We start from the raw sequence: 13,797 nt of genomic DNA, 5'->3' as shown, positions 1-13,797 counted from the left end.
CCGCCTTATCATTCCGTCCTGGGACGCGGCTGGGCGACGCACAGGCATTAAGCCGGATAGGCAGATACCGTAACACCCTCATCCCCATGGAGCAGCATGTGCCCCGAACCGCGCGCATAGCACTGAACCGCCCTATCCGGCGGCTGTTTGATTACCTGGTACCGGACCACATCACACTGCAAAAGGGCCAGCGCGTGACGGTGCCATTCGGACCGCAATCTGCCACCGGACTTGTCGCCGACACAGACGCTCCCCCTCCGGAGGGCATCATCCTCAAACCCGTCAAGGCGGCCTGTGAACATTGGCCGGCATTGCCAGCGGAAACCTTCCAGCTGCTGAGCTGGGCGGCAGATTACTATCAACACCCTCTCGGCGAGTGCCTGTTTACAGCGCTGCCTCCGGCCCTTCGCCGCGGAAGAGCGGCGCTGGAACGAAAAGAAGCCTACTGGCAGGCCTGCGGCGATCCTGCAGTACTCGCCGGCAACGCGACACGCCAGAGAGAGCTCCTGGCCTGGCTGCAACGACAGCCCGGAAGCGTCAGCGGCAAACAGATCGTTCGGGCCGGCTTTACCCAGTCGCAGGTGAAAAGCCTTCTTGGCAAGGAGCTGATCTGCGAGGCACCGCCACCGGACCCAGCCGGTGTTCCTGAAGATGTCCGCAACCGCATCCCCGAGCTCTCTCCGGCACAGCGTGATGCAGCAGACCAACTCCCGCTGCCGGCAGATGGTTTTGCGGCCTCCCTGCTGTTTGGCATTACCGGCAGCGGCAAAACCGAACTGTACCTTTATTACCTGAAGCATTACCTGGGCGACGGGGATCAGGCCCTGGTCCTTGTGCCGGAAATAAACCTGACCCCCCAGACCGTTGCCCGCTTCCAGCATTACTTCGGTTCACGCATTGCCGTGTGGCATTCAGCACTGAACGATGGTGAGCGGCTCTCTACCTGGCTGAAAATCCGCAATGGCGAGCCGGTCATACTGATCGGCACACGTTCGGCGGTATTACTGCCCTTTACCGGCCTCAAAACGATCATTGTGGACGAAGAACATGACAGCTCCTACAAGCAGGGAGAAGGCTTCCGCTATTCAGGACGGGACACTGCGGTCTATCGCGCCCATCTCAACAACTGCCCGGTCATTCTTGGTTCTGCCACGCCCTCCATGGAGTCCTATCACAATGCCCTTAGCGGCAAATATTCCCTGATCAGGCTGGAAGAGCGGGCAGGCAACGCCAAACCACCTCATATCAAACTGCTGGATATCCGCAGCCGGCCGCTGGAAGGCGGACTGTCCCGCCCCGCCCTACAGGCGATCGAAAAGTGCCTGCAGGCCGGCCAGCAGGCGCTGGTGTTCGTGAACCGCAGGGGGTTTGCACCGGTGATGATGTGTTTTGACTGCGGCCACATGGTCGAGTGCCCCCGCTGCGACACCCGGCTTACCTACCATCGTCGCGATCGCGCCATGCGCTGCCACCACTGTGACTTCCAGACCGCCGCCACGGAACATTGCCCAAAGTGCAACAGCGATGCCTTCAAGCCCGTAGGCCAGGGCACCGAGCGCACGGAAGACATCCTGACGACACAGTTCCCTGACACGCCTGTGGTGCGTGTCGACCGTGACAGTACCCAGCGCAAAGGCAGCATCCAGGGCATTCTTGAAAAGGTGAACAGCGGCCGCCCCTGCATTCTGGTGGGCACGCAAATGCTGGCCAAGGGTCATGACTTTCCCAATGTCACCCTGGTGGTCGCAGTCAACGCCGACGGGGGGCTGTTCAGCGTGGATTTTCGCGCCCCAGAACAGCTGATTCAGACCTTGCTTCAGGTCAGTGGACGAGCGGGACGGGGTGAAAAACCCGGTGAAGTGCTGATACAGACCTGTCACAGCGACCACCCTCTGCTCAGGTCTCTGGCAGAGGGATCCTACCTCCCGGTCGCTGACCAGATGCTTGCCGAGCGGAAAGCCGGGCAATTGCCACCCTTCCGCGCGATGGCCATTTTCAGGGCAGAGGCGGAAACCATGGAGAAGAGCCTGAAGCTGCTGGACACCATCAAACCGCAGGCTCTCTCCAACAAGATTGAAATCTGGGGCCCCCTGCCCGCACTGATCGCTCGCCGGGCTGACAGACACCGGGCACAACTGGTCCTGCTCTGCAACAACCGCAGACACCTGAACCGCCAGCTTGCCCGGGTATGCGAGACGCTGGACCAGAGCAAGCAGCCGACGGGACTGAAATGGATGATTGACGTGGATCCGCAGGAGACCGGGTAATTCCATTACCGTCGGACTCGCGGCTTTTGCTTGCAGGCACACTTTCCGCGATAATAGCGCCCTTCGATTCTACGGCACGCTGCTTGCCGCCGAACTCCAATTCTCTTGCAAACCGAGTCATCCGACAGCATGAAAGAGACCGTATCCGAGCTTCTCCAGTCTGCGCTGGCAACCCTGCAATCCGAAGGCACACTGCCGGCAGATCAGACCTTTACACCACAGGTAGGCAACACCAAGGACAAATCCCACGGCGACTACGCCTGCAACATTGCCCTGGTAGCGTCGAAGGCAGCCGGGTGCCCGCCACGAAAGCTGGCGGAGGTTCTGGTGGAAAGGCTTCCGGACAGCGCTGCGGTGCATAAGGTAGAAATTGCAGGGCCGGGGTTCATCAACTTTTTCATGAGCACGGCCAGTGCATTTGAGGTGGTCAACACCATTCTTGATGAAGCCGGGCAGTATGGCCGCAACCGCAATGGCAAGGGCGAAAAGGTTCAGGTGGAGTTTGTGTCCGCAAATCCCACCGGGCCGCTGCACGTGGGTCACGGTCGCGGCGCCGCTATCGGGGACTGCCTGAGCCGCCTGCTGGAGGCCAATGGCTACGACGTTACCCGTGAGTTTTACTACAATGACGCCGGTGCCCAGATCAACAATCTGGCGCTGTCGGTTCAGTCACGGGTAAAAGGACTGTCGCCGGAGGACGAAAACTGGCCCGCCGACGGCTATCGTGGCGCATACATCACAGATGTCGCCAATGCCTATATGGCCGGCGAAACCGTCACCGCCGACGACCGGGAAGTAACCGGCAAGGCCGACCCGGAAGACCAGCAGGCCATCCGGGAATTCGCTGTTGCCTACCTGCGCCGCGAACAGGATCTGGACCTTAAAGCCTTTGGCGTTGAATTCGACGTGTATTTCCTGGAGTCGTCCCTGTATGAGGACGGCAAGGTGGAGCAAACGGTCAAGCGTCTGCAGGAAAACGGCTATACCTATGAACACGAAGGCGCCATGTGGCTGAAAACCACCGAATTCGGTGACGACAAAGATCGCGTCATGCGCAAAAAAGACGGTGGCTACACCTACTTCCTGCCCGATGTGGCCTACCACCTGGACAAGTGGCAGCGCGGGTTCACCACCGTGATCAACGAACAGGGCGCAGACCATCATTCCACCATTACCCGGGTTCGCGCAGGCCTGCAGGCACTGAAGGCTGGCATTCCCCAGGGCTGGCCAGACTACGTACTGCACCAGATGGTTATGGTGACCCGTTCCGGCCAGGAAGTGAAAATCTCCAAGCGTGCGGGCAGCTATGTGACCGTCCGTGATCTTATTGACGAAGTGGGCCGCGATGCCACCCGCTTTTTCCTGGCGGCACGGCGGGTGGACTCCCAGCTGACCTTCGATATCGACCTGGCCCGCTCCCAGACCAATGAGAACCCGGTCTATTACATCCAGTATGCCCACGCGCGGATCTGCAGCGTGCTGAGGAAACTGAAAGAGGAAGGCGTTGATCGCGGATTGAATGAGTGCGCGGGGGACCTGTCTCTGCTGACTCTCGATGAAGAGAAGGATCTGGCGAACCAGCTGGCCAAGTACCCCGAGCTGATCGAGAGCTCCGCCAGGCTGCGGGAACCCCATCACCTCACCCATTATCTGCGGGACCTTGCCGGGCAGTTCCACACCTACTACAACGCCCACAAGGTGTTGATCGAGGATACCGCCGTGCGGGATGCCCGGGTATCGCTGTACCTTGCCATCAGGCAGGTGATTGCCAATGGGCTTGCGCTGCTTGCCGTCAGTGCGCCGGAAGAAATGTAAGAGTTACGGCTCCGTGCCACAGATCTGATCACCCAGGCAAGCAACAGGAAACCATCCGGCATGTCCCGAGATTACGCCCGCAAACCCAAACCGGCCAGCAAGTCGGCAACGCCGACAAAACCCGCAAAGCCGGCACGGAAGCAGAAACAGCCGTCAAAGCGTCCGGCAGCAGCCAGAGCACAGCAAGGCGGCCTTTCGCTGCGGTGGATATTGTCCCTGGCAGCCGTCGGTGGCTTTATTGGCTTTATTGCCTATCTGAATTCACTGCCAGCCCCGGATCAGCGGCAGGAATCGAAAACAGCGCCGGCGCAACCGCCAGCAACAGAAAAACAGGTGCCAGACACCACCGCCAGCGATGAAAAGCCCGGCTTCCGCTTCTACGACATGCTTCCTGATTCGGAAGTGATTCCTCCGGAAGTCGAGGAGTACACCCCGGGGCCGGCGAGCCAGCAGACGTTCGATTATCTGGTGCAAACCGGCTCCTTCCGCCAACAGCAGGACGCTGAAAGGCAGCGTGCCGAGATTGCGTTCCAGGGCCTGCGGGCCAAAGTCCAACGCATTGATCTTGACAGCGGCAGTATCTGGTATCGCGTCAATGTGGGTCCGTTCAGCTCCCGCAGCCAGATGAATGCCGCCATCGACAAACTGGTCAACCTGAACATCCAGCCCCTGGTCCGGAAAATCCCCAAGGAGGGCTGAACCGCCCTCCGCCTTCTCTATTGCCTGCCGCCCTTGAAAACCGGACGCCAGCCTCCATAACTGCTGGGTACTCTTTTCTAACAGTCATGTTTTCTATCAGGCAAGTGGAGCCAGAATGACTACCATACTTTCTGTCAGGCGTGGCGACGAAGTTGCCATGGGCGGCGACGGCCAGGTCTCCCTCGGCAATACCGTAATGAAGGGCAACGCCCGCAAGGTGCGCCGACTCTATAATGACCAGGTGCTGGCCGGCTTTGCCGGCGGTACCGCCGATGCCTTTACCCTCTTTGAGCGCTTCGAGGCCCAGCTGGAAAAGCACCAGGGCAACCTGACCCGGGCCGCGGTTGAGCTGGCAAAGGACTGGCGAACGGACCGGGCCCTGCGCCGGCTGGAGGCCCTGCTGGCTGTCGCCGACAAAACCGCCTCACTGATCATCACCGGCAACGGCGACGTCATCGAACCGGAACAGGGCCTGATCGCCATTGGCTCCGGCGGCCCGTTTGCCCAGGCGTCGGCCCGGGCCCTGCTGGAGAACACCGACCTGAAGGCCAGCGAGATTGTGGAGAAGGGCCTGGATATCGCGGCCGACATCTGCATCTACACCAACCACAATCGCACCCTTGAAGTGCTTTCAGCCAACGACTGATCCGGAGCTAGCATGTCTGCAATGACCCCCCGTGAGATTGTCCACGAGCTCAACAAACACATCGTGGGCCAGGAAGAGGCCAAGCGTTCCGTCGCCATCGCCCTGCGCAACCGGTGGCGCAGGATGCAGCTGGAGGAAGGGCTGCGCGACGAAATCACGCCGAAGAACATTCTGATGATCGGCCCCACCGGTGTGGGCAAAACCGAGATAGCGCGCAGGCTGGCCAAACTGGCGGACGCCCCCTTCCTGAAAGTGGAGGCCACCAAGTTTACCGAGGTGGGCTACGTGGGCCGGGATGTGGAGTCCATCATCCGCGACCTGGCGGACATGGCCATCAAGATGCTGCGGGAAAAAGAGATGAAGCGCCACGAGCATCGCGCCATGGACGCGGCTGAAGAGCGCATCCTTGACGCCCTGCTGCCGCCACCCCGTGATCTCAAGGAAGACAGCCAGAGAACAGATGACTCCTCTACCCGCCAGCTGTTCCGCAAGAAACTGCGCGAGGGCGAGCTGGACGACAAGGAGATTGAAGTTGACCTGCGCAATAGTGGGGCCGGCGTGGAAATCATGGCACCTCCCGGCATGGAGGAGATGACCAGCCAGCTGCAGAACATGTTCTCGAACATGTCCTCCGACAAGCGCAAGACCCGCAAGATGAAGGTGGCCGATGCCCTGAAGCGGGTTCGCGACGAAGAAGCGGCCAAGCTGGTCAACGAGGAAGAAATCAAGCAGAAAGCCATTCTGAGTGTCGAACAGAACGGCATTGTCTTTCTCGACGAGATCGACAAGGTGGCCAAGCGCTCTGAAAACACCTCCTCGGACGTTTCCAGGGAAGGCGTGCAAAGGGATCTGCTGCCGTTGATCGAGGGCAGCACTGTCAGCACCAAGTATGGCGCGGTACGAACCGACCATATCCTGTTCATCGCGTCCGGTGCGTTCCACCTGTCCAAGCCGTCCGACCTGATTCCGGAGCTGCAGGGTCGGCTGCCGATCCGAGTTGAACTTCAGGCGCTGACTCCCGACGACTTCAAGCGCATCCTGACCGAGCCGGATGCGTCACTGGTGCAGCAATACGAAGCCCTGATGGGTACCGAAGGCGTGAAGCTGAGCTTTACAGAGGATGCCATTGCCCGTATCGCGGAAGTCGCCTACAAGGTCAACGAGACCACCGAGAATATCGGTGCTCGGCGCCTGCATACCGTACTGGAGCGATTACTGGAAAGTCTGTCCTACGAGGCGGGTGACCAGGTGACCGACAGCTTCGAGGTCACTGCGGCGTTTGTCGATGAAAAGCTGGGCGAACTGGCCGAAGACGAAGATCTGAGCCGCTACATTCTCTGACGCAAGCGTCATTCAGGCGGGGCGCACCTTTCCCGGGGCGCCCCGCCTGCTCTCTCTGATCCTTCCCTGACGCCCTACAACGCCTTGCTGAAAAGTTCCGTTACGTTATCAAGCCCGGTCGCCAAACGGCCTTTCTGAGCCTTCTTCTTACGACCCTTGGCCACATAAAGCGGAAGCATCTCGCCATACAGGCTGGTGCTGATCGTCCGCTGCTCATCCTCAAGACGGTCGCGGCGCAGGCGGATACCATACTTCGCCAGTTTCGGCTCCAGCTCATCCGCGCGGTTCAGCAGATCGCGCCGGGTCATCTGGTAGGCGTGCTCACAGATCATGCGCCGGGACTGGAAGCTGAATACGTTCGAGAAAAACAGTTTGGCATCGTCCCGGGTAGGCTCGAACAACAGAATGTCCTTGTCGGGGTAATCCCGCGCGTACTGGGCAATACCGGACTGCATACGGGAATAGACCATGGTGCGGAACATCTGGGATAACAGATGGGGCATACCGGAGCGGGTCAGCTCTCCCGGGGCCATGGTGCCGGCACGGACCGCCGCACTGGCATCGATCGGCACCTGGGGATTGACTGCGAACACCAGGTCGGCACCGTCCTCGAAAGCCACGGAGGCATGCAGGCCTTTTCTCAGAGTGCCATCCACGTAGTAACGGCCGTCAATGGTGACCGGCACATAGATGCCCGGGGAAGACATGCTGGCCTGGATCGCCCTGGAAATGGGCACATGGTCAAAACCCGGTGCTCCGAAGCAGACTGCCTCGGTACTCTCCACATCCGCTGCCACAATATACAGGCTGCGCCGCAGCTGCCTGAAGTCATTGGTACGGCCCAGCATGGTAAAGGCCCGCCGCAGGTATTCATGCAGGCCCTCGTTGTCGAACAGACCAGCCGGCGCCGCCTGCGCAAGAATGGTCATGGCTTCCAGCAGGCTCTGGTCATAGGGGTTGTTCACAAACCGGCGAACCGCAGTGGTGACCAGGCCCGGCACTGCCAGCATTCGGTTGGCAAATTCCCGGAACGCCGGACGATAGAACACTTCGGGATGGAACGGGTGCACTTCAGCCTCGTTGCGCACAAAAATCCGGCACAACTGGGCGGTGGTCATCTGGTTGGCCAGGTTGGCAGCCACGAAAGATCCGGCATTCACTCCCACATAGACGTCAATATCGTTGAAATCGAGCCCGTCCAGCGCTTCATCAAGCGCACGCAGTGCCCCGATTTCGTAGATTCCGCCCAAGGCACCGCCGCCGCCAAGTGCCAGGCCGATACGGGGGCGGGGCTTGATTGCTGTCGTCGTTGCCATTATTGGTTATCCCTTTGCGGGTGCTGTTGGCTCATGGTTGTTACCGTAGCAGTCCGTTTTAGAGTACACACCCTATATGGACGCCGCTGATGGCCAGCCATCAGGAAAGGGCCTTCTCGGCATGGGCGATAGCACCGGATTTACCGGGGCGCAGATAACGTCCGAAACCGGCGTTGCGTAGCGCCAGGTCCACACAGCTCTTGATCACGTGTGGCGAATCCAGAAGCAGTACGTCCTCAAGCAGCTGGACCGCCCATTCGCGACTGACACTGCGGATCACAGACTTGACCTTGGGCAGGCTGGCTGCGTTCATGGACAGGGAGTCGTACCCCATCGCCATCAGCAACAGCGCACCACCAGGGTCACCCGCCAGCTCACCACAGATGCCAACAGGCTTGCCTACAGCATGAGCATCCTGGGCAACCCGAACCAGCGCCTGCAGTACCGCCGGATGATAGGAGTGATACAGCTGGGCCACGCGAGGGTTGTTGCGATCCACCGCCAGCAGGTACTGGGTCAGGTCATTGGAGCCCACCGACAGGAAGTCCACACGATCCGCCAATTCACGGATCTGGTACACCGCTGCCGGAATCTCGACCATTACCCCGACCTTGGGCATATGGATGTTGTAACCCTCTTCCCTGACCTCGTGGTATACCCGGTAAATCAGGTGCAGGGACTCCTCAACTTCGGAAATATTGCTGATCATCGGCAGCATGATCTGCAGATTATTCAACCCCTCACTGGCCTTGAGCATCGCCCGCACCTGGACCAGGAAAATCTCCGGATGGTCGAGGGTTACGCGGATACCACGCCAGCCCAGGAACGGGTTTTCCTCCTGAATCGGGAAATAGGTCAGGGCCTTGTCGCCGCCGATATCCAGCGTGCGCATGGTGACCGGGCTGGGCGCGAAGGCCTCCAGCTGCTCCCGGTAGTACTCCCGCTGCTCCTGCTCGGAGGGAAAGCGGTCCTTGATCATGAAAGGCACTTCCGTGCGATACAGGCCGATGCCTTCGGCACCATGGTTCAGTGAGCGCACCACATCCGTCATCAGGCCGGTGTTTACCAGCAGCGACACCCGATGGTTGTCCGTGGTTTCGCAGGGCAGATCCCGGATGGCCTCCAGCCCTTTGATCAGCTCGTCTTCCTCTTCGCAGATTTCCTGGTAGTAATTCCGTAAATCCGCAGAGGGTGATGCGAATATCTGGCCCTCAAACCCATCCACAATGAGTTCTTTGCCATCCAGCTGGTTTACCGGGATATCCACCAGCCCCATGACCGTTGGCACCCCCATCGCACGGGCAAGAATGGCGACGTGGGAATTGCTCGACCCCTTCACCGATACCAGGCCAACCAGCTTCCCTTTCGGCACTTCACCCAGCATGGCCGGAGTCAGCTCTTCGCTGACCAGTACCGTGTTTTCAGGATAAACCGTGTCTTTCTGCTCACCCTCCTGCAGGTGGGACAGCAAGCGGCGGCCCAGGTCGCGGATATCCACCGCCCGCTCCTGCAGGTAATGGTCCTCCATCATTTCAAAGTGACGGACGTACTGCTGAACCACCTGCTTCAGGGCACCCTGGGCCCAGAAGCCCTCCTTGATGCGGTTGGCCACTTCCCCCGGCATGGCATCGTCGCCAAGCATGCGAAGATAAACATCAAACAGTGCCTGCTCTTCAGGGCGAAGCTGGGACGCCAGCCGCGCCGCCACCCGCTCGATGTCTTCGCGAACCGCAGTGACCGCGCCATCAAACAGCGACAACTCCAGGTTGACGTCGTCAGTCGGTTTTTCCGGCACAACATCCAGGTCCGCCGCGGGGTAGACCACAACACCCTTGCCGATGGCCACGCCCGGAGCACCGGGCACACCGCTGAAGCTGACGTCCGTTGCCTCTTCGCCAGTCAGGGAAAGGCCGCTGATGGCCCCGGTCGCCTCACTGTGGGCAATAACGCCGGCCAGTTGTGCCGAAACCGTGACCAGAAAGGCTTCCTCACCCTCATCAAAGCAACGCGAGCTTTCACGCTGCTGAACCACCAGCACGCCCAGCACCCGACGGTGGTGAATGATGGGCACACCCAGGAACGAGCGGAAGCGCTCTTCGCCTGTCTCCGGAAAATAACGGTAGCGGGGATGAGAGGGGGCGTCCTCTAGGTTGATGGGCTCCTCGCGGGAGCCCACCAGGCCGATCAGGCCTTCGGAATAAGCCAGGCTGACCTGCCCCACGGCCTGCTGATAGAGACCCTCGGTGGCCATGAGTATGTAGCGGTTCGTCGCCGGATCCAGCAGATAGACCGAGCATACTTCGGTGTCCATGGCTTTCTGCACCCGCGAAACAATGATAGCCAGCGCCTCCGGCAAATCCCGGGCGCTGTTTACCTCTTGTACAAGACTTCGCAGTATGCTCAGCATGGCGGCTTCAATCCGTCATTTCTGTTGATCTTTCGTGCCCTGGGACTGTTCGCTCCGGTGCCACTGTTCCATGTTATAGAACAGTCGCGGCGCGAGCTCCCGCAGCGCACGTCGATAGACTTCACGTTTGAACGAGACGACCTGCCCAAGCGGGTACCAGTAACTGACCCACTGCCAGCCGTCGAATTCCGGCGAGTCCGTGCCGTCCACGCGCACCTGCGCATCCGGCGATAGCATCCTCAGCAGGAACCATTTCTGTTTCTGCCCCACACAGATCGGATGCGAATTGTGCCGCACCATCCTGCGAGGGAGGCGGTATCTCAGCCAGCCACGGGTACAGCTGATGACTTCCACATCGTCTGTACCGAGACCAATTTCCTCTGCCAGCTCCCTGTAGAGAGCTTCCTCCGGTGACTCGTTGTGCTTGATGCCACCTTGCGGGAACTGCCAGGAGTCCTGCCCTATTCGCCTTGCCCAGAGGACTTCCCCCCTGTGATTGGCCAGAATGATTCCGACATTGGGTCTGAAACCGTCTGAATCGATCACGGCACAGTCCTCTTAAAAAGTCGGTAGGCCGGATTAAAATTCACCGGCCGGATTTATCCAAGTTGCTCTCATTCTTACAGAATCCCAAGGCTTCGGCAAACGAAGCCTGCGGCCGCCTGTCATGGTAGACTCTGGCACCTGTAACATTCGCCATTCCGCCCGGAGGTACTGACGTTGACGCTCGCGATTTTTGACCTTGATAACACCCTGCTCGCCGGGGACAGCGACCATGCCTGGGGTGAATTCCTGGTGGAAGAGTCAATCGTGGACGCGGAAGAATACCGACAGGCCAATGACCGGTTCTACCAGCAATACCTGGACGGCGAACTGGATATCATGCACTACCTGAGCTTCGCCCTTCAGCCGCTGGCGCGCCACGACATGAAGCAGCTGCTGGCCTGGCGTGAGCAGTTTGTGGAGAAAAAAATCCGGCCGATGCTGCAGGCCAGTGCCAAGGAACTACTGGATAGCCATCGCAATCAGGGGCACACGCTATTGATAATTACCGCCACCAACCGCTTTGTCACCGAGCCCGTGTCGGAGCTGTTAGGCATTGAGCACTTGATTGCCACCGAACCGGAGCTGGTCAATGGGCGTTACACGGGGGAAGTTGCGGGCGTTCCAAGCTTTCAGGATGGGAAAGTGACCCGTTTGCATGACTGGCTCAAATCAACTGGTGAATCTCTTGAAGGGGCATGGTTCTACAGCGACTCCCACAATGATGCCCCTCTACTTCGCAAGGTCGAGAATCCGGTAGCGGTCGATCCGGATCCAACACTTGAAAAAATTGCGAAAGAGAGCGGCTGGAAAATCATGAGCCTTAGAAGTTAACTGCCATGTACTGGCCATTCAGCGGGGGCGCTACTCCGGGATCGTCAAAAACATGGATGTTTTTGTCGAGCGTACAGGGATGTATTTACAGCGTATCCCGGAGTAGCGCCCCCGCTGAATGGCTTCCCCCGAGGCTTAAAGAAAGCCCGTCAAAGACCGAACAAAACAGCTTTTTATGTAATCCGTCTCCGGAATCCCCGGGACAACCGGATGATCCGGCGCCTGGTGGCCCTGCTCCAGCAACTGAACAAACCGGTCGATCTTGCGCCCGCTGCTGCGAATAATATCAGTCAGCTTCTCCTGGGAAAGATGCATGGAACACGACGCCGACACCAGCAGCCCATCCCGGTCCAGCAACCGCAATCCCAACTGGTTCAGGCGCGCATAAGCCTCTTCGCCGGCCTTCTGGTCGCGGCGCCTTGGAATCAGTGCCGGCGGGTCCAGCACGACGATGTCGAACTTTTCCTTCTCCTCGCACAACGCCTTCAGCGCGTCGAAGGCGTCGCCCTCGATGGTTTCGATATTATCGAGACCATTGATCTTCGCATTGTGATGGACAGACTCGATGGCACTGGCGGAACTGTCCACGCAGGTTACCTGCGTCGCTCCGGCACAGGCCGCCTGGATACCCCAGCCGCCCACATAACTGAAAACGTCCAGAACCCGCTTGCCGGGCGCATAGGCCTGCAGCCGCTGGCGATTCATCCGATGATCATAGAACCAGCCGGTTTTTTGTCCGCCTTCCATGGGGACCTCAAAGCGCACCCCGTTTTCCTCGACCGCAAGAAGATCGACCTCCGGCCCATGGGCCTGCTCAACGTAGGTATCCAGTCCCTCCACCTGACGCATCTTGCCGTCGTTCTTGAGAATAATCGCCCGGGGATGGGCCAGACGCTGAACCGCCCTGACAATCGCGTCCTTCATCTGTTCCATGCCGGCGGTGGAAATCTGAACGACTACCACATCATCAAACCGGTCAATCACCAGTCCGGACAAGCCGTCGCTGTCACCAAACACCCAACGATAGAACGGCTTGTCAAACAACCGCTCCCGCAACACCAGTGCCGTCTCCACCCGGTCAGTAAGACGCTGGGGCGTCATGCCATGGGCCGAATTCCGGCTGATCAGGCGGCCGCAAATCAACGCGTGGGGATTCACAAACACTGTCCCCATCGGTTTGTCATTGGCGGCACGCAACTCCGCCTGCACACCGGCCTCAAAATCCGTCAGGGGCGAGCGACGGGTGTCCACTTCATTGCTGTAAACCCACAAATGGCCAGCCCTGAGCCTGCGCTCGGCGCCTTTGCGTAGGTATAAAACCGGGAAATTCATAGATAACCGCCTGAAGAAATAATAAAAGGAAGGCCTAGTCGTAACTGGCTCGGCACTAAGGTCCGGGGATTAGGCTGGACGGGCTTTCCAAAACTGTGCGGAGCCATGGATGGCGGAGCTCAAGCCGCACAAGGACGTCTCGAGGCGTGTTTTGGAAAGCCCGTCCAGCCTAATCCATGCTCCAAAACAAATCAGTATCACTCCTCGGCAGCAACATGCTCCGCATAAGCCGCAGCATCCATCAGGCCGTCCAGCTCGCCCTGGTCTTTCAACAGCACCCGGAACAACCAGCCGTCCCCATAGGGATCCTCATTGACCTTCTCAGGCTCATCCTCAAGGCTCTCGTTAACCTCAATCACCTCACCGGTCACCGGGCTGAACACATCGGAAGCCGACTTCACAGACTCAGCCACGCCGGCCTCCTCGGCGCCCGTGACTGTTGCGCCCACATCCGGCACACCGATATAAACGATATCCCCAAGCTGGTCCTGGGCAAAGTCCGTAATGCCGACGGTCGCAGTGCCATCGTCAGCCAGCCGCACCCACTGGTGGGTCTCGATATACTTCAGGTCTGCGGGTGTTTCGCTCATGATCAGA

At 59.3% G+C, this 13,797-nt stretch carries 11 protein-coding genes; 6 read left to right on the top strand and 5 right to left on the bottom strand.

Annotation, left to right across the window (positions count from 1 at the left end; translation table 11 throughout):
- Positions 1 to 98 precede the first annotated feature (98 nt).
- From DIT71_RS15680 to hslU, 5 genes are all read left to right on the top strand, one after another.
- Entirely contained in the window at positions 99 to 2,267 is a 2,169-nt protein-coding gene (locus DIT71_RS15680; RefSeq protein WP_227538169.1) for a primosomal protein N', read from the top strand.
- A gap of 129 nt (positions 2,268 to 2,396) precedes the next feature.
- A complete protein-coding gene (argS, locus tag DIT71_RS15675; RefSeq protein WP_114614227.1) occupies positions 2,397 to 4,082 on the top strand; it encodes an arginine--tRNA ligase in 1,686 nt (561 codons plus the stop codon).
- Positions 4,083 to 4,142: 60 nt separating this feature from the next.
- Positions 4,143 to 4,781, top strand: a complete 639-nt coding sequence (locus tag DIT71_RS15670) for an SPOR domain-containing protein (protein WP_114614170.1) — start codon at positions 4,143 to 4,145, stop codon at positions 4,779 to 4,781.
- 115 nt (positions 4,782 to 4,896) lie between these two features.
- Complete coding sequence (hslV, locus tag DIT71_RS15665) at positions 4,897 to 5,427, top strand: ATP-dependent protease subunit HslV (RefSeq protein WP_114614169.1); 531 nt, start codon at positions 4,897 to 4,899, stop codon at positions 5,425 to 5,427.
- 12 nt (positions 5,428 to 5,439) lie between these two features.
- The gene (hslU, locus tag DIT71_RS15660; protein ID WP_114614168.1) at positions 5,440 to 6,768 is read left to right on the top strand and encodes an ATP-dependent protease ATPase subunit HslU; all 1,329 of its coding nucleotides are present in this window, start codon (positions 5,440 to 5,442) and stop codon (positions 6,766 to 6,768) included.
- Between the two features lie 74 nt (positions 6,769 to 6,842).
- Here hslU and DIT71_RS15655 read toward each other — a convergent pair whose 3' ends face one another.
- The 3 genes from DIT71_RS15655 to DIT71_RS15645 form a co-directional block, all read right to left on the bottom strand.
- Positions 6,843 to 8,084 carry a patatin-like phospholipase family protein gene (locus DIT71_RS15655; RefSeq protein WP_114614167.1) on the bottom strand — a complete coding sequence of 414 codons (1,242 nt, stop codon included), beginning with the start codon at positions 8,082 to 8,084 and terminating at the stop codon, positions 6,843 to 6,845.
- 100 nt (positions 8,085 to 8,184) lie between these two features.
- Entirely contained in the window at positions 8,185 to 10,491 is a 2,307-nt protein-coding gene (gene ptsP, locus DIT71_RS15650) for a phosphoenolpyruvate--protein phosphotransferase (RefSeq protein ID WP_114614166.1), read from the bottom strand.
- A gap of 15 nt (positions 10,492 to 10,506) precedes the next feature.
- A complete protein-coding gene (locus tag DIT71_RS15645) occupies positions 10,507 to 11,037 on the bottom strand; it encodes an RNA pyrophosphohydrolase (protein ID WP_114614165.1) in 531 nt (176 codons plus the stop codon).
- Positions 11,038 to 11,211: 174 nt separating this feature from the next.
- Here DIT71_RS15645 and DIT71_RS15640 point away from each other — a divergent pair, with 174 nt between their 5' ends.
- Positions 11,212 to 11,868: a histidinol-phosphatase gene (locus DIT71_RS15640; protein ID WP_114614164.1), complete on the top strand. Its 657-nt coding sequence runs from the start codon at positions 11,212 to 11,214 to the stop codon at positions 11,866 to 11,868.
- Positions 11,869 to 12,003: 135 nt separating this feature from the next.
- Here DIT71_RS15640 and DIT71_RS15635 read toward each other — a convergent pair whose 3' ends face one another.
- On the bottom strand, positions 12,004 to 13,200 hold the full coding sequence (locus DIT71_RS15635; protein ID WP_114614163.1) for a class I SAM-dependent rRNA methyltransferase: 1,197 nt from the start codon (positions 13,198 to 13,200) through the stop codon (positions 12,004 to 12,006).
- A 197-nt stretch (positions 13,201 to 13,397) separates the two neighbouring features.
- Positions 13,398 to 13,790: a glycine cleavage system protein GcvH gene (gene gcvH, locus DIT71_RS15630; RefSeq protein WP_114614162.1), complete on the bottom strand. Its 393-nt coding sequence runs from the start codon at positions 13,788 to 13,790 to the stop codon at positions 13,398 to 13,400.
- Positions 13,791 to 13,797 lie beyond the last annotated feature (7 nt).

Source organism: Marinobacter vulgaris (assembly GCF_003344045.1).
Classification (GTDB): Bacteria; Pseudomonadota; Gammaproteobacteria; order Pseudomonadales; family Oleiphilaceae; genus Marinobacter; species Marinobacter vulgaris.
Note: the sequence above shows the minus strand (reverse complement) of the source record. Positions and strands in the feature narration are given on the sequence as shown.